At 66.7% G+C, this 19,374-nt stretch carries 17 protein-coding genes and 3 tRNA genes; 11 read left to right on the top strand and 9 right to left on the bottom strand.

The features are described 5' to 3' along the window. Positions 1-9 precede the first annotated feature (9 nt). Complete coding sequence (locus tag ACZYZ7_RS13910) at positions 10-555, top strand: TetR/AcrR family transcriptional regulator (protein WP_463741165.1); 546 nt, start codon at positions 10-12, stop codon at positions 553-555. A gap of 484 nt (positions 556-1,039) precedes the next feature. Here ACZYZ7_RS13910 and ACZYZ7_RS13915 read toward each other — a convergent pair. Next, positions 1,040-1,122: transfer RNA gene (locus ACZYZ7_RS13915), tRNA-Leu, on the bottom strand. Between the two features lie 274 nt (positions 1,123-1,396). On the opposite strand from ACZYZ7_RS13915, the gene ACZYZ7_RS13920 reads away from it, so the two are divergent. The 7 genes from ACZYZ7_RS13920 to pknB all read left to right on the top strand — a co-directional run bounded on the left by ACZYZ7_RS13920 (position 1,397) and on the right by pknB (position 11,097). Beyond that, the gene (locus ACZYZ7_RS13920) at positions 1,397-2,851 is read left to right on the top strand and encodes a DUF3662 and FHA domain-containing protein (protein WP_463741166.1); all 1,455 of its coding nucleotides are present in this window, start codon (positions 1,397-1,399) and stop codon (positions 2,849-2,851) included. Between the two features lie 131 nt (positions 2,852-2,982). Beyond that, positions 2,983-3,450 (top strand): FHA domain-containing protein FhaB/FipA, encoded by a 468-nt coding sequence (locus ACZYZ7_RS13925; RefSeq protein ID WP_029110475.1) that lies wholly within the window; start codon positions 2,983-2,985, stop codon positions 3,448-3,450. A gap of 85 nt (positions 3,451-3,535) precedes the next feature. Then, positions 3,536-5,068 (top strand): PP2C family protein-serine/threonine phosphatase, encoded by a 1,533-nt coding sequence (locus tag ACZYZ7_RS13930; protein WP_463741167.1) that lies wholly within the window; start codon positions 3,536-3,538, stop codon positions 5,066-5,068. Then, entirely contained in the window at positions 5,065-6,480 is a 1,416-nt protein-coding gene (locus tag ACZYZ7_RS13935) for an FtsW/RodA/SpoVE family cell cycle protein (protein ID WP_463741168.1), read from the top strand. Before ACZYZ7_RS13930 ends, ACZYZ7_RS13935 begins: the two co-directional genes overlap by 4 nt. Continuing rightward, on the top strand, positions 6,477-7,955 hold the full coding sequence (pbpA, locus tag ACZYZ7_RS13940; RefSeq protein WP_463741169.1) for a D,D-transpeptidase PbpA: 1,479 nt from the start codon (positions 6,477-6,479) through the stop codon (positions 7,953-7,955). Before ACZYZ7_RS13935 ends, pbpA begins: the two co-directional genes overlap by 4 nt. Further along, positions 7,952-9,229 (top strand): protein kinase domain-containing protein, encoded by a 1,278-nt coding sequence (locus ACZYZ7_RS13945; RefSeq protein WP_135459698.1) that lies wholly within the window; start codon positions 7,952-7,954, stop codon positions 9,227-9,229. The genes pbpA and ACZYZ7_RS13945 overlap by 4 nt, the downstream gene beginning before the upstream one ends. Next, entirely contained in the window at positions 9,226-11,097 is a 1,872-nt protein-coding gene (gene pknB, locus ACZYZ7_RS13950) for a Stk1 family PASTA domain-containing Ser/Thr kinase (protein ID WP_450070955.1), read from the top strand. Before ACZYZ7_RS13945 ends, pknB begins: the two co-directional genes overlap by 4 nt. Here the strand turns inward: pknB and ACZYZ7_RS13955 are convergent. Together ACZYZ7_RS13955 and ACZYZ7_RS13960 are read right to left on the bottom strand one after the other, a co-directional pair. After that, a complete protein-coding gene (locus ACZYZ7_RS13955; protein ID WP_450070956.1) occupies positions 11,075-11,749 on the bottom strand; it encodes an aminodeoxychorismate/anthranilate synthase component II in 675 nt (224 codons plus the stop codon). The genes pknB and ACZYZ7_RS13955 overlap by 23 nt on opposite strands. A gap of 17 nt (positions 11,750-11,766) precedes the next feature. Further along, positions 11,767-12,516, bottom strand: coding sequence for a DUF881 domain-containing protein (locus ACZYZ7_RS13960; protein ID WP_463741170.1), 750 nt, complete (start codon positions 12,514-12,516; stop codon positions 11,767-11,769). Between the two features lie 94 nt (positions 12,517-12,610). On the opposite strand from ACZYZ7_RS13960, the gene crgA reads away from it, so the two are divergent. Further along, positions 12,611-12,895 carry a cell division protein CrgA gene (crgA, locus tag ACZYZ7_RS13965; protein ID WP_029110467.1) on the top strand — a complete coding sequence of 95 codons (285 nt, stop codon included), beginning with the start codon at positions 12,611-12,613 and terminating at the stop codon, positions 12,893-12,895. A 155-nt stretch (positions 12,896-13,050) separates the two neighbouring features. Continuing rightward, positions 13,051-13,467, top strand: a complete 417-nt coding sequence (locus tag ACZYZ7_RS13970) for a PH domain-containing protein (RefSeq protein ID WP_450070958.1) — start codon at positions 13,051-13,053, stop codon at positions 13,465-13,467. A 76-nt stretch (positions 13,468-13,543) separates the two neighbouring features. Here ACZYZ7_RS13970 and ACZYZ7_RS13975 read toward each other — a convergent pair whose 3' ends face one another. Further along, the gene (locus ACZYZ7_RS13975; protein ID WP_450070959.1) at positions 13,544-14,071 is read right to left on the bottom strand and encodes a peptidylprolyl isomerase; all 528 of its coding nucleotides are present in this window, start codon (positions 14,069-14,071) and stop codon (positions 13,544-13,546) included. A gap of 144 nt (positions 14,072-14,215) precedes the next feature. Between ACZYZ7_RS13975 and cwsA the strand changes: the two genes are divergently transcribed. Then, positions 14,216-14,614 (top strand): cell wall synthesis protein CwsA, encoded by a 399-nt coding sequence (gene cwsA / locus ACZYZ7_RS13980; protein WP_450070960.1) that lies wholly within the window; start codon positions 14,216-14,218, stop codon positions 14,612-14,614. 95 nt (positions 14,615-14,709) lie between these two features. On the opposite strand, the gene ACZYZ7_RS13985 is transcribed toward cwsA, so the two are convergent. The 5 genes from ACZYZ7_RS13985 to gyrA all read right to left on the bottom strand — a co-directional run bounded on the left by ACZYZ7_RS13985 (position 14,710) and on the right by gyrA (position 19,319). Continuing rightward, positions 14,710-15,318, bottom strand: coding sequence for an Rv0361 family membrane protein (locus ACZYZ7_RS13985; RefSeq protein WP_450070961.1), 609 nt, complete (start codon positions 15,316-15,318; stop codon positions 14,710-14,712). A gap of 179 nt (positions 15,319-15,497) precedes the next feature. Continuing rightward, a tRNA-Ala gene (locus ACZYZ7_RS13990) sits at positions 15,498-15,570 on the bottom strand. A 153-nt stretch (positions 15,571-15,723) separates the two neighbouring features. After that, positions 15,724-15,797, bottom strand: a tRNA-Ile gene (locus ACZYZ7_RS13995). A 56-nt stretch (positions 15,798-15,853) separates the two neighbouring features. Continuing rightward, positions 15,854-16,762: a DUF3566 domain-containing protein gene (locus ACZYZ7_RS14000; protein ID WP_450070962.1), complete on the bottom strand. Its 909-nt coding sequence runs from the start codon at positions 16,760-16,762 to the stop codon at positions 15,854-15,856. Positions 16,763-16,814: 52 nt separating this feature from the next. Continuing rightward, complete coding sequence (gene gyrA, locus ACZYZ7_RS14005) at positions 16,815-19,319, bottom strand: DNA gyrase subunit A (protein WP_135459688.1); 2,505 nt, start codon at positions 19,317-19,319, stop codon at positions 16,815-16,817. Between the last annotated feature and the right edge of the window lie 55 nt (positions 19,320-19,374).

Here is a 19,374-nt window from a genome sequence, read left to right on the forward strand (position 1 = left end):
TCTGTGGCGGTGGACACACTTCGGCCACCACAGGCTCTGCTGCAAACAGCGCTGGTCATCGTTGATCGCGACGGAGTTGACGCGTTGACTGTGCGGGCGTTGGTCCGGGAGTCCGGCATCAGTAACGGCAGCGTCTATCACCACGTTGGGTCGCTGGATCGGCTCCGCGCGCTCGTGGCTGACGAGGCGGTGCAGGACTGGTCCAATTCGTTCCTTACGGCCCTGCATGCCGGCGGTTACGCATCGGCGGTAGCAGCCGACCTAACTTGGTGCCGACAGCATCCTGCACTGGCCGAACTCCTCGAAACAGAAAGTAGGCATGGCCGTCTCGGGCGCAACGCAATCCGCTTCAGTCAGCAGCTACGTCGATGGCTGGATGAGCGCCAGCTAGCGCTCGGCGCTCCTGCCCACCTTGTTTCAGCGATCGTCATCGGACCCCTGACAGAGCTGCGGCGGATCACCCGCGACACCGCCCCACCCTCCGCCGCGGACCTCGATGCGCTCGATGTCGCTGTCACTACAGCGCTCCGGGCTCTCAACGACATTGCTCGCTGATCGTCTCTGCCAGGGGCGCACGCGAACGCCGGATGGTGAAGCAATACTTCGGTCACGGTTTACGGCCGCTGGATCACTTCATCGAATTTGTTGTTATCGCTTGCTTCATCGTCACCACCCCGCCTGACACTTTCTCTCAACCGGTCACAGGTGTGGGTGTGACCTATGCAAGGAGCGCGAAGAATCCACTTCTGTGATGCCAAACACACGCGCGCCGCGGAGAAGCTGTCGCCGGAGCTACTCACAAAACCGCAACAAAGAAGAACAGCGCGACGACCATGGCCTGGTAAGGGCGCGGGGATGGAGCCGCCGCCTCGCCGAGGAATCGGTCTACACGCCCGCAGCCCGACCGATAAGCTCACTTTCGGGATTACCCGGAACCGAGTCCCGCCACTGAAGACCAGACCCATACCAAAACACAAAGGTCGCGAACCCGATTGGGCTCGCGACCTTTGTGTGTGCGGTTCATCTGAACCGCTCTCTGTGGGCGAAGGGGGACTTGAACCCCCACGTCCCGAAGGACACTGGCACCTGAAGCCAGCGCGTCTGCCATTCCGCCACTCGCCCGAATGACCGAGGGAGCGTAACACTGCGAGCGCGCCGTTCCCAAACCGCCCGATCAGCGGGCCGCCGGAGCGGCCGTCAGACTGTCAGAAGATCCTTAAGCTCATCTAGATCAGGTCACTGACCTGCATCGACCGAATTCTCAGAGTTCTGTTGGTCCCGCATTACGGCACCAGGCCGATACCATGCTTGTGAGCAGTGTGGCCAGAGCGACACGCGGGAGCACGGGTGGCCGTGCCGAGGCGACGAGCGACAACGAGAAAAGGCGGGCGGTGACATGGGTCTGGTCGACCGCATCGAACGCAAACTCGAGTCGACCGTCGGCGATGCGTTCGCCCGGGTCTTCGGCGGCTCGATAGTGCCCCAGGAAGTAGAGACGGCGTTGTGCCGGGAAGCCGAGTCCCGGGCCCGTACCGTGGCCGGTGGTCAAGTTTTGGCACCGAACGCCTACGTAATTACGCTCAGTGGCACTGACTATCAGAAAGTAAGCGCCGATACTGACCTGACCTCGTCCGCGTTCGCCAAGCATCTGGGGGGATTCATTCGTGATCAGGGGTGGCAAACGTATGGTGATGTGGTCGTTAGATTCGAGCAATCATCGAACTTGCACACCGGACAGTTCCGCGCACACGGCGCGGTTAACCCCGATTCGACCGCTGGCGAATCCGCGCGAGCCCGAGGCGACCAAGCGTTCACCGCAGAATCAGGAGAACCACCTATGACCGATAACCCGAATTACCGCGGCGGCCAGGGACAAGGGCGGCCCGGCGACGACTATTACGACGACCGCTACGGGCCGCAGGACGATCCCCGCGGTGGCCAGTACCCGCCGGATCAGGGCGGCGGTTACCCCCCTCAGGACCAGGGCGGTTACCCCCCGCAGCGCGGCGGCTACGGCGCCGAGCGCGGTGGGTACCCCGAGCAGAGCGGCTACCCCGACCAGGGCGGGTACCCCGATCAAGGCGGCTACCCCGACCAGGGCGGCTACCCCCCGCAGTCCTACGAGCAGCAGCGTCCACCCGCCGGCGGCTACGGCGGCCAGCAGGGCGGCGGTTATGACCGTGGCTACGGCGGCCAGCAGGGCGGCGGCTACGGCCAGCCCGCTCCGCCCGCCCAGCCCGCACCGGGCGGTCAGCCCGGTTACGGCGGCGGCGAGTACGACTACGGACGTCAGGACCCACGCCAGGGCGGCGGCTACCCCGAGCAAGGTGGGTACGCCGGCGGCCAGCAGCCCTACGGGCGCCAGGAGTACGGCCAGCAGCAGGATTACGGCCGCGGCTACGCCGAGCCCCAGCAGGGCGGCTACCCCGAGCAGGGCTACGGCGAGCCAGGTTATGGCGAGCAGGGCGGCTACGGCGGCGGGGAGTACGGCGCACCGCAGGGTGGCCAACCCGGTTACGGCGGCCAGCAGGGCGGGTACGGCGGCGGCGACTATGCCGCCGGCGGCGCCGCGGTCACGCTCCAGCTCGACGACGGCAGCGGCCGCACCTACCAACTGCGCGAGGGCGCCAATGTGATCGGCCGCGGGCAGGACGCCCAGTTCCGTCTCCCCGACACCGGCGTGTCACGACGGCATCTGGAGATCCGTTGGGACGGGCAGGTCGCGTTGCTGTCAGACCTCAACTCCACCAACGGCACCACGGTGAACAACGCACCGGTGCAGGAGTGGCAGCTGGCCGACGGCGACGTGATCCGGCTGGGCCATTCCGAGATCATCGTGCGCGTGCACTGAGCGTCTGAAACCGGACACACCTGAGTGGCAAGCACCCCGCTTCGCCCTCACGGCGATCGGCGTCCAAGTATCGTGACGTTGCCGACGGTAGCTGAGCGATACCAGTGGGGCGGATACGGAGAGGACGTCAGATGCAGGGGTTAGTGCTGCAACTGACGCGTGTCGGTTTCCTCCTGCTGCTGTGGCTGTTCATCTGGTCGGTGCTGCGTATCCTGCGGACCGACATCTATGCGCCCACGGGCGCGGTGATGGTCCGCCGGGGGTTGGCTCTCCGCGGTTCCCTGCTTCCGAGCCGGGACCGACGGCATATCGCGCGGCAATTGGTGGTCACCGAGGGCGCACTGGCCGGAACCCGCATCACGTTGGGTGCCCAGCCGGTGCTGATCGGCCGTGCCGACGACTCCACTCTTGTGCTCACCGATGATTACGCTTCGACGCGCCACGCCCGGCTCTCGCCACGAGGTTCGGAGTGGTACGTCGAGGACCTAGGATCGACCAACGGCACATACCTTGACAGGGCGAAGGTGACAACAGCGGTAAGGGTTTCGATCGGAACACCGGTTCGAATCGGTAAGACGGTAATCGAGTTGCGTCCGTGACGCCGCGCACGCGAGGAGCAGATCGGGCACTCCGCGCGCGAGGAGCAGGATCGATACCGCGCATGCGAGGAGCGCGAGACACACTATGACCCTCGTTCTCCGATACGCCGCGCGCAGTGATCGCGGATTGGTTCGCGCCAACAATGAGGACTCGGTGTACGCCGGGGCGCGGCTGCTGGCGCTGGCCGACGGCATGGGTGGCCATGCCGCGGGCGAAGTGGCCTCACAGCTGGTCATCGCGGCGCTCGCGCATCTCGACGACGACGAGCCCGGCGGCGATCTGCTCAGCAAGCTCAATACCGCGGTCGGCCAGGGCAATGCCGCGATCGCGGCCCACGTGGAGGCCGACCCCGAACTCGACGGCATGGGCACGACGCTCACCGCGATCCTGTTCGCGGGCAACCGGCTCGGCCTGGTCCACATCGGCGATTCCCGCGGCTACCTGCTGCGCGACGGTGAGCTGACCCAGATCACCAAGGACGACACGTTCGTCCAGACACTGGTCGACGAGGGGCGCATCACCGCCGAGGAGGCCCACAGCCATCCCCAGCGCTCGCTGATCATGCGGGCGCTGACCGGACACGAGGTCGAGCCGACCTTGATCATGCGCGAGGCCAAGGCCGGTGATCGTTACCTGCTGTGCTCGGACGGTCTGTCCGATCCGGTCAGCCACGAGACCATCAACGAGGCCCTGCAGATCGAGGATGTCGCCGAGAGTGCCGACCGGCTGATCGAATTGGCGCTGCGCGGCGGCGGCCCGGACAACGTGACCGTGGTGGTCGCCGACGTCGTCGACTATGACTACGGGCAGACGCAGCCGATCCTCGCCGGCGCGGTATCCGGAGACGACGACCAGACCGCACCCCCGGACACGGCCGCCGGACGGGCCTCGGCGTTCAATCCCCGCCGCAATGAACCCAAACGCGTGGTCCCCCAGCCGGCCGAGCCGGATCGCCGGCCGCGGTCGCGTCGCCGGATCCTGATCGCCGCTGTGCTGCTGGTGCTGGTGCTCATCGTGGGGCTGGCAATCGGTCGGGAGATCATCCGCAACAACTATTACGTCGCCGAACATCAGGGCACGGTGTCCATCATGCGCGGGGTCCAGGGCACCTTCCTCGGCATCTCGCTGCAGGAGCCGTATCGCCTCGGCTGTCTCAACGCACGCAACGAACTGTCGCTGATCAGCGCCGACCAGGAGCGCAGCCGCCTCGACTGCCGGTTGATGGCGGTCGATGACATGCGGCCCTCCGAACGGGCCTCGGTCCGGGCCGGTCTGCCCGGCGGCACCCAGGACGAAGCCATCCAGCAGATCAACGATCTGGCCCGAAGCTCCGTCCTGCCGGTGTGCGTAACGCGCACCGCGCCCACGACGACGTCGAAGCCGGCCCCAGTGCCCAGCCCGTCACCGTCGCCCTCACCTGGCGCCGCGCCGGCCCCGGCCCCGACGCCCAGCGCGGAGCCGCCGGCCCCCGAGACTCCCGCACCTGAATCACCTGCCCCCGGGGTTCCCGGGAGCGCCGCTGCCCCGCCCCCGGCACCGCCGTCACCGTCACCGACGGTCACCGCGCTGCCTCCCCCACCACAAGAACCGGGGAAGAACTGCCGAGCGGTGTCATGACGACTCAGCCCCAGTCGCCGGTTACCGTCACGCCGCCGCTACCCAATCGGCGCAATGCGGAACTGCTGCTTCTGGGGTTCGCGGCCTTCATCACCACGGTCGCGCTGCTGATCGTCGAGGCCAACCAGGAACAGGGCCTGAACTGGGATCTGGCCCGCTACGTCATCGCGTTCATCGTCCTGATGGGCGCCGCGCACCTGGCCGTGCGCCGGTTCGCGCCCTATGCCGACCCGCTGCTGCTGCCGGTCGTGGCACTGCTCAACGGGCTGGGCCTGGTGATGATCCACCGGCTGGACCTGGCCAAGGGTGAGACGGCCTCCGACGGGCTCGGCGGCACCGCCAATCAGCAGATGATGTGGACGCTGGTGGGTGTCATCGGGTTCTCGGTCGTGGTGGCACTGCTGACCGACCACCGCATGCTCGCCCGGTACGGGTACATCTGCGCGCTGACCGGCCTTGTGCTGCTTGTCATTCCGGCGTTGTTGCCGGCGAAGTACTCCGAGCAGTACGGCGCCAAGATCTGGATCCAGTTTCCCGGCTTCTCGATTCAGCCCGCCGAGTTCTCCAAGATCCTGCTGCTGATCTTCTTCGCAGCCGTGCTGGTGGCCAAGCGTGATCTGTTCACCAGCGCGGGGAAACACTTCTTCGGACTCGACCTGCCGCGACCCCGCGACCTGGCTCCCCTGCTGCTGGCCTGGGCGGCCTCAGTGGGTGTGATGGTTTTCGAAAAGGATTTGGGCACTTCACTTCTGCTGTATGCGTCGTTCCTGGTGCTGGTCTACGTGGCTACCGAGCGACTGAGCTGGGTGGTCATCGGACTCGCCTTGTTCGCCGCGGGAAGCGTTGTGGCATACCAGGTTTTCGGCCATGTCCGGGTGCGGGTGGAGACCTGGCTCGATCCGTTCGCCGATCCTGACGGCGCCGGCTACCAGATGGTGCAGTCCCTGTTCAGTTTCGCCACCGGCGGCATCTTCGGCACCGGTCTGGGCAATGGACAGCCCGGGACCGTGCCCGCCGCGGCCACCGATTTCATCATCGCCGCGATCGGCGAAGAGCTCGGATTGGTCGGGCTGGCAGGCGTTCTCATGCTCTACACGATCCTGATCATCCGCGGCATGCGCACGGCGATCGCGGTGCGCGACAGCTTCGGCAAGCTCCTGGCGGCCGGGTTGGCCTCGACGCTGGCCATTCAGCTGTTCATCGTCGTCGGCGGCGTCACGAAGCTGATCCCGTTGACCGGCCTGACCACCCCGTGGATGTCCTACGGCGGCTCCTCACTGCTGGCCAACTACATCCTGCTGGCCATCCTGGTGCGCATCTCGCACGCCGCACGCCGGCCCATCACCACCACCCCGACGCCGAACCCGACCCCCATCGCCGCGGCCAACACCGAGGTGATCGAGAAGGTATGAACACCTCCCTGCGCCGGGTGGCAGTCACGATCATGGTGCTGATCGTGCTGCTGCTGGCCAACGCCACCATCACCCAGGTCTTCACGGCCGACGGGTTACGCGCCGACCCGCGCAACCAGCGGGTGCTGCTCGACGAGTATTCGCGTCAGCGGGGCCAGATCACCGCCGGCGGCCAGCTGATGGCCTACTCGGTGGCCACCGACGGCCGGTTCCGCTTCCTGCGCACCTACCCCAACCCCGACGTCTACGCCCCGATCACCGGGTTCTACTCGCTGGGCTATTCGAGCACCGGGCTGGAGCGGGCCGAGGACGCCATCCTCAACGGCTCGGACGAGCGCCTCTTCGGCCGTCGGCTCGCCGATTTCTTCACCGGCCGCGACCCGCGCGGCGGCAATGTCGACACCACGATCAACCCGCAGGTGCAGCAGGCGGCGTGGGACGCGCTGCAGCACGGCTGCAATGACGGCCCCTGCAAGGGCTCTGTGGTGGCCCTGGAGCCTTCGACGGGCAAGATCCTGGCCATGGCGTCGTCCCCCTCGTACGACCCCAACCGGCTCGCCACACACGACCTCAACGCGCAGAGCGAGGCCTGGCAGCAGTTGCGCGACAACGAGCAGTCCCCGCTTCTCAACCGCGCCATCGCGGAGACCTACCCACCGGGTTCGACGTTCAAGGTGATCACCACCGCGGCGGCCCTGCAGTCCGGCTCCACCCCGGACACCCAGCTGACCGCGGCGCCGCGGATCCCGCTACCCGACAGCACCGCCACGCTGGAGAACTTCGGTGGGGCCCCGTGTGGGCCCGGACCGACCGCCTCCCTGCGCGAGGCGTTCGCCAAATCGTGCAACACCGCCTTCGTCGAGCTGGGGATCAAAACCGGGGCCGACAAGCTCAAGGCCACCGCCCAGGCCTTCGGGCTCGATACTCCCCCGGCGGCCATCCCGCTGCAGGTGGCCGAATCCACCACCGGACCCATCTCCGACGGCGCGGCGCTCGGTATGTCCAGCATCGGGCAGCGTGATGTCGCGTTGACTCCGCTGCAGAATGCGCAAGTGGCCGCGACCATCGCGAATGACGGCATCGCCATGCGCCCGTATCTTGTGGATAGCCTAAAAGGACCCGACCTGACCACGATCGCCACCACCGCGCCCGCCCAAGAGCGCCGGGCGGTGTCACCCCAGGTCGCAGCTACACTTACGGACTTGATGGTCGCCGCCGAGCAGGTGACTCAGCAGAAGGGAGCCATCGCCGGCGTGCAGATCGCTTCGAAGACCGGTACGGCAGAGCACGGGACGGATCCCCGTAACACTCCGCCGCATGCCTGGTACATCGCATTCGCACCGGCCAGCGACCCCAAGGTCGCGGTCTCGGTGTTGATCGAGGACGGCGGGGACCGGTTGTCGGCCACCGGCGGCGCACTCGCCGCCCCGATCGGACGCGCCACCATCGCGGCGGCGCTACGGGAGGATTCATGAGTCCCCGGGTTGGAGTCACGCTGTCCGGGCGGTACCGGCTGCAGCGACTGATCGCCACCGGCGGTATGGGTCAGGTCTGGGAGGCCGTGGACTCGCGGCTGGGCCGGCGCGTCGCGGTCAAGGTGCTCAAGGCCGAGTTCTCCACAGATGCCGAATTCGTCGAGCGGTTCCGGGCCGAGGCCCGCACCGTGGCGATGCTCAACCACCCTGGCATCGCCAGCGTGTACGACTACGGCGAGACCGATATCGACGGCGAGGGCCGCACTGCGTATCTGGTGATGGAGCTCGTCAACGGTGAGCCACTGAACTCGGTGCTCAAGCGGACCGGGCGGCTCTCGCTCCGGCATGCCCTGGACATGCTCGAGCAGACCGGACGCGCGCTACAGGTGGCCCACACCGCCGGGCTGGTCCACCGCGACGTCAAGCCGGGCAACATCCTCATCACCCCGACCGGCCAGGTGAAACTGACCGACTTCGGCATCGCCAAGGCCGTCGACGCCGCCCCGGTAACCCAGACCGGCATGGTGATGGGCACCGCCCAGTACATCGCGCCCGAGCAGGCCCTCGGCCACGACGCCACCGCTGCCAGCGACGTCTACGCGCTGGGAGTCGTTGGCTACGAATCGGTTTCGGGCAAGCGTCCATTCACCGGCGACGGTGCGCTGACGGTCGCGATGAAGCACATCAAGGAGACCCCGCCGCCGCTGCCCGCGGATCTGCCGCCCAACGTCCGCGAGCTGATCGAGATCACCCTGGTGAAGAACCCGGGGATGCGTTACAAGTCGGGCGGGCCGTTCGCCGACGCGGTCGCCGCGGTGCGCTCCGGCCGCCGTCCCCCGCGTCCCAACCAGGCCCCGACTCTGGGCCGGGCCGCTCCGGCCGCGGTTCCCTCGGCCGCCCAGGCCCGCGCCGCGGCCGAGCTCACCGGCCGCACCCCGGTGACCGCCACCCGGGCCAGGCCGACCACCGCCGCCCACCGGCCCGCACCGGCTCCGCGGCGCACGTTCTCGTCGGGTCAGCGGGCCCTGTTGTGGGCCGCCGGGGTACTCGGCGCGCTCGCTATTGTGATTGCCATCCTGATCGTGCTCAATGCACAGGATCGCAAGGATCAGCAGCAGTCACCACCGCCCACGGTCACCGACACGGTGACCCAGACGACGCCTTACCAGACCCCGGCAGCGTTGCCGGACCTGGCATTCCACGTGATCTTGCCCAGAGAAGCCGGGGCTGACGCTCCGGCCACCTCAGGGGCCCCGGAACAGATACTGCGATGACGACGCCTCAGCACCTCTCTGACCGATATGAACTCGGTGAAATTCTCGGCTTCGGCGGCATGTCCGAAGTCCACATCGCACGCGACACGCGGCTACACCGCGATGTCGCGGTCAAGGTGCTGCGGGCCGATCTGGCCCGTGACCCCAGCTTCTACCTCCGGTTCCGCCGTGAAGCACAGAACGCGGCCGCGCTGAACCACCCCGCCATCGTGGCGGTCTACGACACCGGAGAGGCCGAGACGCCCAACGGTCCGCTGCCCTACATCGTCATGGAGTACGTCGACGGTGTGACGCTGCGCGACATCGTGCACACCGATGGGCCCATGACGCCGCGCCGCGCGATCGAGGTCATCGCCGATGCCTGCCAGGCGCTGAATTTCAGCCACCAGCACGGCATCGTGCACCGCGACGTCAAGCCGGCCAACATCATGATCAGCAAGAACAACGCTGTGAAGGTGATGGACTTCGGTATCGCGCGGGCCTTGGCCGACACCGGCAACAGTGTCACGCAGACCGCCGCGGTGATCGGCACCGCACAGTACCTGTCGCCCGAGCAAGCCCGCGGTGAGACCGTCGACGCCCGTTCCGACGTCTACTCGCTGGGCTGTGTGCTCTACGAAATGCTCACCGGGGAACCACCTTTCATCGGTGATTCACCGGTGGCGGTGGCGTATCAGCATGTTCGCGAGGATCCGGTCCCGCCGTCGCAACGCCACGCCGGCATCTCCCCGGAACTCGACGCCGTGGTGCTCAAGGCCCTGGCCAAGAACCCGGACAACCGCTACCAGACCGCCGCCGAGATGCGTACGGACCTGATCCGCGTGCACAGCGGTGAGGCCCCGGAGGCCCCCAAGGTGCTCACCGACGCCGAGCGGACGTCGATGATGAACTCCGGGCCGATGCTGGCCCAGGGCGGCGGGGTGCCCACCCAGAACATGGTCGTGCCCCGCCCGGCCGACCGCAATGCCTCGATCGCCCGCTGGTTGATCGCCGTCGCGGTGCTGGCGGTGTTGACCGTGGTGGTGACGGTGGCGATCAACATGTTCGACGGCACGTCACGCGACGTGCAGGTGCCCGACGTGAGCGGCCAGCGTTCGGCCGATGCCGTTGCCGCACTGCAGAACCGCGGCTTCAAGACCCGCACCGAGCCCAAGACTGACAACAAAGTGGCCCTGGGTGTCGTGATCAACACCGACCCGGCGGCCAACAGCATGGTGGCCGCAGGCGATGAGATCACCGTGAACGTTTCCGCCGGACCCCAGCAGGCTCAGGTGCCCGATGTGGCCGGGTTGACCCCGTCCCAGGCCCGCCAGAAGCTCAAGGACGCCGGGTTCGAGAAGGTCAAAGAATCCACCAGCCCGTCGACACCCGAACAGAAGGGCCGGGTGCTGGCCACCAATCCGCCGGCCAACCAGACCGCGGGGATCATCTACGAGGTCACCGTCGTGGTCGGTTCAGGCCCGGAGGACACTGCGGTTCCGTCCTGCACCGGCCAATCGGTCGACGTGTGCAAACAGATCCTCACCGCGTCGGGATTCACCAACACCGTCGTGATCGACGTCGACAACACCGCACCCGCGGGCCAGGTGGTGGGTACCGAGCCGCCCGCCGGGACGTCGGTGCCCAAGGACACCCCGATCCAGATCCATGTCTCGAAGGGCAACCAGTTCGTCATGCCCAACCTGGTCGGGCAGTTCTGGGATGACGCCTACCAGCGCCTGAGCGCGCTGGGCTGGACCGGGGTCCTGGACAAGGGGCCGGACGTGCGCGACAGCGGTCAGCGGACCAACGCGGTCGTCACCCAGAGCCCGTCCCCGGGCACCGGGGTGAACTTCGGCGCGAAGATCACACTGAGCTTCGCGTCGTAGCCGCCGCCACTGCGCGGGCCACCTCGGCCTCGAGCGTGGCCACCAGGCCTTCCTCGGGAGCGGCACCGCACACGCCGAGCCAATTGGCCAGCATGCGGTGCCCGCCCTGGGTGAGGATCGACTCGGGGTGGAACTGCACACCGTGAATCGGCAGCTGTCGATGGCGCACGGCCATGATGACGCCACCGTCGGTCTGCCCGATGACCTCGAGCTCATCGGGCACGGTCTCGGGCAGGATCGTCAGAGAGTGGTACCGCGTCGCGGTGAACGGATCCGGAAGGCCCTTGAGCACGCCGGCATCGGCGTGATGCACGACGCTCGTCTTGCCGTGGAGCAGTTCGGGCGCCCGGTCGACGGTGCCCCCGAACGCCACCCCGATGGCCTGGTGCCCGAGGCAGACGCCGAGTAGGGGAGTGCCGGCCGCGGCGCACGCGCGCACCAGCGGAATCGTGGCTCCGGCCCGTTCCGGCGTGCCCGGGCCCGGGCTCAGCAGGACGCCGTCGAAGTCGGCCGCCACCTTGGCGAGGTCGGCTTCGGTGGCCAGGCGATCGTCGTCGTTACGCCACACCTGCGCGTCCACCCCGAGCTGACCCAGATACTGGACCAGGTTGAACACGAAGCTGTCATAGTTGTCGACGACCAGAACCTGCATCGGGCCAGGTTACCGGCTCAGTAGCCGACCGGGCCCGCGGGTTTCGCGTAGCGCATCCGCAGTGGCTCGGTGTGCCCTACCAGGTCGACCTCGGCGCGCGACTCCTCCGCATAGCCCAATCCGAACCGCACCACGTACTGCTTGTAGAGGGTGACGTTCGGGGCGGCCGCCAGCGCGGCCTGCATGGCGGAGGCATCGCCGATCGCGGTGATCACGTAGGGCGGGCTGTAGGTCCGTCCGTTGAGTAGCAGGGTGTTGCCGACGCAGCGGGGTGCCGACGTGGCGATGATGCGTTGGTCCTGCATCTGGATGCCCTCGGCGCCGGCACTCCACAGTGCGTTCAGGACGGCCTGGATGTCCTGTTGGTGCACCACGAGGTCGTCGGGGGAGGCGTCGCGGGGAAAACGGCCCTGGGCGTCGCGCTGGGCGTCGTTGAGCGTGACGACCAGGCCGGGTCCCCGCATGGGCACGGTGCCCGCGTCGACGGCCAGCTCGGCGGAGCGCCGGGTGATGGCCCCGAGCGCCGCGTGTGATCCGGGGGATCCGCCGTGATGGCTGTCGATCTCGGTCGACAGCGAATCGCGCTGGACGGTCAGCCGGTCCACCGACTGCTGTGCCTCGCGCACCAGGTCGACGAGGCGCGGTGCGTCGCTACGGCGAATCTCGTCACCGCCCGAGACGCCGTGGGTAGCGGCCAAGAGCAAGCCGGCGGCCAGGCAGACGACCGGGACGCCGAAGCGCCACGGGGATCGATCCGGTTGGTCCATCGCAGTCTCTCCTGGACGTGCAGCTACGTTAGGCTCGTGAGGCATCCTGCCTCATCGTCGCACCGTGTGACGCCGACTGTCCGCGAAGGTACCCATGCCCAAGTCCAAAGTCCGTAAGAAGAACGATTTCACCATCAAGGCGGTGAGCCGGACCCCGGTCAAGGTGAAAGCCGGGCCGTCGAGTGTGTGGTTCGTCGCGCTGTTCATCGGCCTCATGCTGTTCGGCCTGTTGTGGCTGCTGGTGTTCCAGTTGGCCGCGACCAACCCCGTGGACACCCCATCCTTCCTCCAGTGGATGGCTGACCTGGGTCCGTGGAACTACGCGATTGCCTTTGCCTTCATGATCAGCGGGCTGTTGCTCACGATGCGCTGGCGATAACCCCGGACGACGTCATAATGAATTCATCTTACGTTTTCAGCGTTACCGGTTCAGCAACCTTGGCGATGCTCAATCACATCGTTGTGATTCATCCCCATTGGGGATAGCACCTGTGGATAACTCCATTAGTCGCGGTAAGAGGGTGTGAAGAGCCCGTGCAGCAAACTCATTGGGGACCACCTGCTGCCGGAGTCGCTGGTTGCGGCATAGCCGGACTTATGATGGCTATCGCAGCTGTGACCCTGATCACAGACCCGCCCGGACGTGTTCTTGCCGGCATAGCTGGGGTGGGATTGCTCACGTTCGCAACATTGTCGTGGCGGGCACGACCCAAACTGGCAATTAACCAAGACGGTCTCACGGTCGCCGGGTGGTGGCACACCCGGACATATCGCCGGAATGAGATCCGGACGATCCGCATCACCGAGTTCCGCCGGATCGCCCGCAAGGTCCGCCTGCTGGAGATCGACACCGTCGACGACCGCCTGGTGGTCCTCACGCGCTGGGATCTCGGAACGGACCCTCTCGACGTCCTGGACGCGCTCACACAGGCCGGTTTCGCGGCCGGGTGAGGAATGGACCCCACACAACACGCGACGCCCCCGACTACGGGGGCGTCGCGCATTTGTAGGTGCGGGGTCTGGCCCGTTATGACACGGTGACCGATTCGATGACAACCGGATCGGCCGGACGATCGGAACGATCGGTGGGGGTGGACGCGATGGCGTCGACCACCTTCTTGGACTCCGGATCCACGACCTCACCGAAGATGGTGTGGCGCCGGTTCAGGTGCGGGGTCTGGCCGACCGTGATGAAGAACTGGGAGCCGTTGGTGCCCGGCCCGGCGTTGGCCATCGCCAGCAGGTAGGGCTTGTCGAACTGGAGCTCGGGGTGGAACTCATCGGCGAACTGGAAGCCCGGGCCGCCGCGACCGGTGCCGGTCGGGTCGCCGCCCTGGATCATGAAGCCGTCGATCACCCGGTGGAAGACGACGCCGTCGTAGAACGGACCGGAGGTTCCGCCCGAGGCATTCTCGGTGCTGTAGTCCTTGGTGCCCTGCGCCAAGCCGACGAAGTTGGCCACGGTCTTGGGAGCGTGGTTTCCGAACAGTGCGATCTTGATGTCGCCGCGATTGGTGTGCAGTGTCGCCGTCGCGGTCTGAATGGGGCTCGTCACGGCTACTCAGTCTGCCATCCCGGCCGCCGGCAACCGTCAGATACCCCACCAACACCCCGCGACTCGCGCAGAGATGGCAGTCTGGATCTCAGCCGACATACCGGCCTACTCCACCTCCGCCGCCAGTGCCCAGAAAGGTGCCCGATGACCGCGAACGTCGATACCCGGTTGGCCCCCCGTCAGCGCCTAGCCCGCGGTTTGAAATACAGCACCGTCGGTCCGGTCGACGTGACCCGTGGTGTGGTGGGCATCAGCGCCAACACGGTGTCCGCCGCGGCGGCCGGGCTACGCAAGCGCTACGAGTCGGGCAAGCTGCGCCGTCAGCTTGCCGCGGCCGCAGCCGCGGTGGCCGCACTGCCCGAGGTACTGCAGGAGGCCGCCGCGGCGCCACAGCCCAAGCGGCGCCGTCGCCGGTTGGTGATCGCCGCGGTGGCTGCAGCGGTCCTGGCCGGTGGGGCCGTGGCATTCTCCATCGTGCGGCGGTCCAACCGGCCCGAGCCTTCATCGCTGCCACCCAGCGTGGACGTGACACCCCGGCCCTGATCCCGGCCCCCAGAACCCACCAAAGTTGTTGTGACACATGGCAATCACGGGTGCTGGTCCTCGACGATCCCTGGCTGCCGGTGTCGGCGGGCCGGCTATTCCGACGACGGCCCCTGGCAGTCCAGCCATTGGCCGTCCTCTCGGAGGAACGTGTTCGAGTCCGTGCTCGTGGCCGGTGGCTTGTCGCCTGATTTCCATGTGACGGTCAGGTCAGCCGTCGCGTTGTCGCCGGTGACCTTGATGTTCTCCACCTTGTCGATCGTCACTGTCGTTGTCTGCCGGAGAATCTCGAGGTTCGCCGCCTTGTAGGTCGGTTCGTCGTAGCTGATCAACGCATCGACCAGTTGGCCGATCGTGGCATCTGATGCGGCGGGGTACTGCTGTTTGAGCGCCTCGGCCATCACGTCGGCAGGCTTCGCGGCCAGTTCCTCAGGTGTCCCGGCCTCGCTGAGCGGTGGGAACATCGTGTCCGGCTGGGCCAGAACGACGTCACGGTACTGCGCACAGGTCAGCTCGGCCATCCTGTCGAAGTTGAACCCCGCCATCGCAGCCTCTTGCTCATCGATCAGAGCGCGGATCTGCTGCTCGTCGCTCACCTCGGCCTGAGCCGAGGTGGCAGCAGGCTCCGACGGCGCCGACTTGCTTTCCGATCCGCAACCAGCGACGGCCAACACGGCCAGTCCGACGATGAACGCTCGTATCACGTAGTTCCTCTTCCTCACGGTGGCGCTACCGGCTCTGTATGGAGCATCCCGAGGGCAGACGAGCTCCGGCCTGCCATCTGTGGGACGGCGGCAGCTTACCGACTGGGTGAGTTGAGGTCACGAACAAAAAAGCGGCTCCGGCATCTGACACCGGAACCGCTCATGACTGTTTTGATTTGTGGAGCCTAGGAGATTCGAACTCCTGACATCTGCCTTGCAAAGGCAGCGCTCTACCAACTGAGCTAAGGCCCCTCGCTCGGACGCGACTGCGGATTTTCCGCGTCGTGCCAAACCTCTTCACCGTGTCGTGATCGCCAGACGATCACCGCGACGGCTGCGATGCCGGCCAGAAGTATGAACCGCATGGCGCAACCTCTCGATGATCACCGGTTACACCGGGTGTCGTGGGCCTAGGAGGACTCGAACCTCCGACCTCTTCGTTATCAGCGAAGCGCTCTAACCACCTGAGCTATAGGCCCGAAAATTGGGATCGACCGAGCGCAGAGATTACCGCACCGGGGCGCAGACTCCCAAATCAATCCCGGTCGGCCAGCGTGACCTCGACTCCGCCGACCAGATCGGTGGTCAGGTTGTAGATGAAGGCCCCGATGGTCGCCATCGCACACAGCACCACGATGTTCACCAGGCCGACGAGCGCCGCCCCTCCGAAGATCGTTCCGCTGGAGACCAATTCGCCTCCTGAGGCGCCGCTGGCGCTGGTCAGCAGATCGCCCACGTTGCTGTTCAGCTTGCTCCACACGCCCATCGCGCCGAGCACGAGGTACAGGAACGCCACCGCGATCATCCACACGAAGAACAGCACCACCGACAGCACCAGTGAGACTTTCAGCACAGTCCACGGATCGACCCGGCGGATCTGCATGCTGGCCCGGACCGGCCCCTGATGCGGGGTGCGGTTGGCCACCTGGATCCGGGTGGTCGGGCTGTTACTCGAGGATCTGGGCGCCTGGGTATCGGCGGATGTCTTGCGTTGCGACGGACGCTGGGACGGCGCCGACAGGTCCGGAATTTCACTCGCGTAGGCCTCGGACCGCACCGGCTCGCTGCGCGGGGCGGACGGCGCGGCCGGGGCCGACGAGGGCACGCGTGCCGGCCGGGGCTGCTGCTCCGTCTCCTGGGTCTCCGGGCCCGCGACGAAGCGCTGCAGTCGGGCTTCCACACCGGGGGAGTGGGAGCCGGGCGTACGGGCACTCTCGTCGCGCGTCTCGGTTGGCGGCTGCGGCGTGGTCCTGCCGGTTCCGCGCTGCCACGGGGGCACCTCACCGGTCTCGGTGATCTGACCGCCCGCGGGCCGAGCCTGGACCCCGGCGGTCTTGCTCGCCGTCGAAGTGCTCTCGGTCCCGGCGGCCCCGGCACCTGAGCCGTTGGAGCTGCCGGGCCGGTCGCCCGCTCGCGGGTACCCCGGCTCGCTCGGTGAACTCACCTAACAGCTCCTTAGCTCAGGCCGAGGTCCGCGTCGGGCCTCAGCGACGGCGTCACGCCTCGTCGGACTCTTCACCATCCGCATCCGAGTCCTCCTCGGCGTTGCGCGCAATCGCAATCAGTGTGTCGCCGTCGCCCAGGTTCATCAAGCGGACACCCTTGGTCTGGCGCCCAGCTTTGCGAACCTGACGTGCGGCGGTCCGGATTACACCGCCACCGGAGGTGATGGCGTACAGCTCCGTCTCGTCATCGACGATCAGCGCTCCGACCAGACTGCCACGTTTGCGGTCGTACTGGATCGTCAGGATGCCTTTGCCGCCGCGGCCCTGAACCGTGTACTCGTCGATCGCGGTGCGCTTGGCGTAGCCGCCCGCGGTCGCGACCAGCAGATATGTATCCGGTTGGACCACGTTGAGCGACAGTAGCCGGTCATCCTCGTTGAACCGCATGCCCTGCACACCCGAGGTGGCCCGACCCATCGGCCGCAGCGCCTCGTCGGTCGCCGAGAACCGGATCGACTGGCCGTTCGCGCTGACCAGCAGCAGATCGTCCTCCGCCGAGCACAGCACCGCGCCGACCAGCTCGTCACCGTCGCGCAGGTTCACCGCCACGATGCCGCCCGACCGGTTGGAGTCGAAGTCGACCAACTTGGACTTCTTCACCAGACCGTTGCGGGTGGCCAGCACCAGGTATGGCGCATCCTCGTAGCTCTTGATCTGGATGACCTGGGCGATGCGCTCTTCCGGCTGGAACGCCAGCAGGTTCGCCACATGCTGACCGCGCGCGGTGCGTGAGGTTTCCGGCAGGTCGTATGCCTTGGCCCGGTAGACGCGACCCTGCGTGGTGAAGAACAGGATCCAGTCGTGGGTCGAGCAGACGAAGAAGTGGTTGACGATGTCGTCCTGCTTGAGCCCGGCACCCTGCACGCCCTTGCCGCCGCGCTTCTGGCTGCGGTAGAGGTCGGTCTTGGTGCGCTTGGCGTACCCGGTCTCGGTGATCGTGACGACCACGTCCTCCCGGGCGATCAGGTCCTCGTCGCTGACCTCGCCGTCGGCCGGCATGATCCGGGTCCGGCGGTCGTCACCGTGCTTCTCGACGATCTCGGCCAGCTCGTCGCGGACGATCGCCCGCTGCCGTTCCGGCTTGGCCAGAATGTCCTCGAGGTCGGCGATCTCGGCTTCGATCTTGGCCAGGTCGTCGACGATCTTCTGGCGCTCCAGGGCGGCCAACCGGCGCAACTGCATGTCCAGGATGGCCTGGGCCTGGATCTCGTCGATGTCGAGCAGCTCGATCAGGCCGGCGCGCGCGATCTCGACGGTCTGTGAGGCGCGGATCAACGCGATCACTTCATCGAGTGCGTCGAGGGCCTTGACCAGACCGCGCAGGATGTGGGCCCGCTCGTTAGCCTTGCGCAACCGGTACCGGGTGCGGCGGATGATCACGTCGAGTTGGTGTGCGACGTAATGCCGGATCATCTGGTCCAGGCGCAGTGTGCGCGGCACCCCGTCGACGATCGACAGCATGTTGGCGCCGAAGCTGGTCTGCAGTTGGGTGTGCTTGTAGAGGTTGTTCAGCACAACCTTCGCGACGGCATCGCGCTTGAGCTCCACCACGATTCGCAAGCCCACGCGGTCGCTGGACTGGTCCTCGATGTTGGAGATGCCAGCCAGCTTGCCGTCGCGCACCTGCTCGGCGATCGAGGTGATGAAGTTGTCGTGGTTGACCTGGTACGGCAGCTCGGTGATGACGATGCCGGTGCGGCCCCGGTTGTCCTCTTCGATCTCCACCACACCGCGCATCCGGATCGAGCCGCGACCGGTGGTGTAGGCGTCGTGGATGCCCTGGGATCCGACGATCAAGCCGCTGGTGGGGAAGTCCGGACCCTTGACCCGCTCGCACACCGCGGTGAGGGTGGCCTCCTCATCTGCCTCGTGGTTCTCCAGGCACCAGTACACGGCCTCGGCCAACTCGCGCAGGTTGTGCGGCGGGATGTTGGTGGCCATGCCGACGGCGATGCCGCCCGAACCATTGGCCAGCAGGTTGGGGAACCGGCTCGGCAGCACCGTCGGCTCTTGTACCCGACCGTCGTAGTTCGGAATGAACTCGACTGTCTCCTCGTCGATTTCACGCAGCATCTCCATAGCCAACGGCGTCAGCCGGGCTTCGGTGTAACGCATCGCGGCCGCGGGATCGTTACCCGGCGAACCGAAGTTCCCCTGGCCGTCGACCAGTGGGTACCGCAGCGACCAGGGCTGGGCCATCCGGACCAGTGTGTCGTAGATCGAGGAGTCGCCGTGCGGGTGGTAGTTACCCATCGTCTCGGCCACCGAGCGCGCCGACTTGGCGTGGCTGCGGTCCGGGCGGAAACCGGAGTCGTACATCGCATACAGCACACGGCGGTGCACCGGCTTGAGGCCGTCACGGACCTCGGGCAGCGCGCGGCCCACGATCACGCTCATCGCGTAATCGATGTAGCTGCGCTGCATTTCGTGCTGAATGTCGACCGGTTCGATGCGGTCAGATGTTCCGTCGCCGGGTGGCAACGTGGTGTCAGTCATGAGTTCCTCGCTCGTTGGCTCGGCTTGATGCGGTCAAAGGCCATCTGGACGCGAC

The sequence above is a fragment of the Mycobacterium sp. IDUB_17 genome, assembly GCF_055419465.1.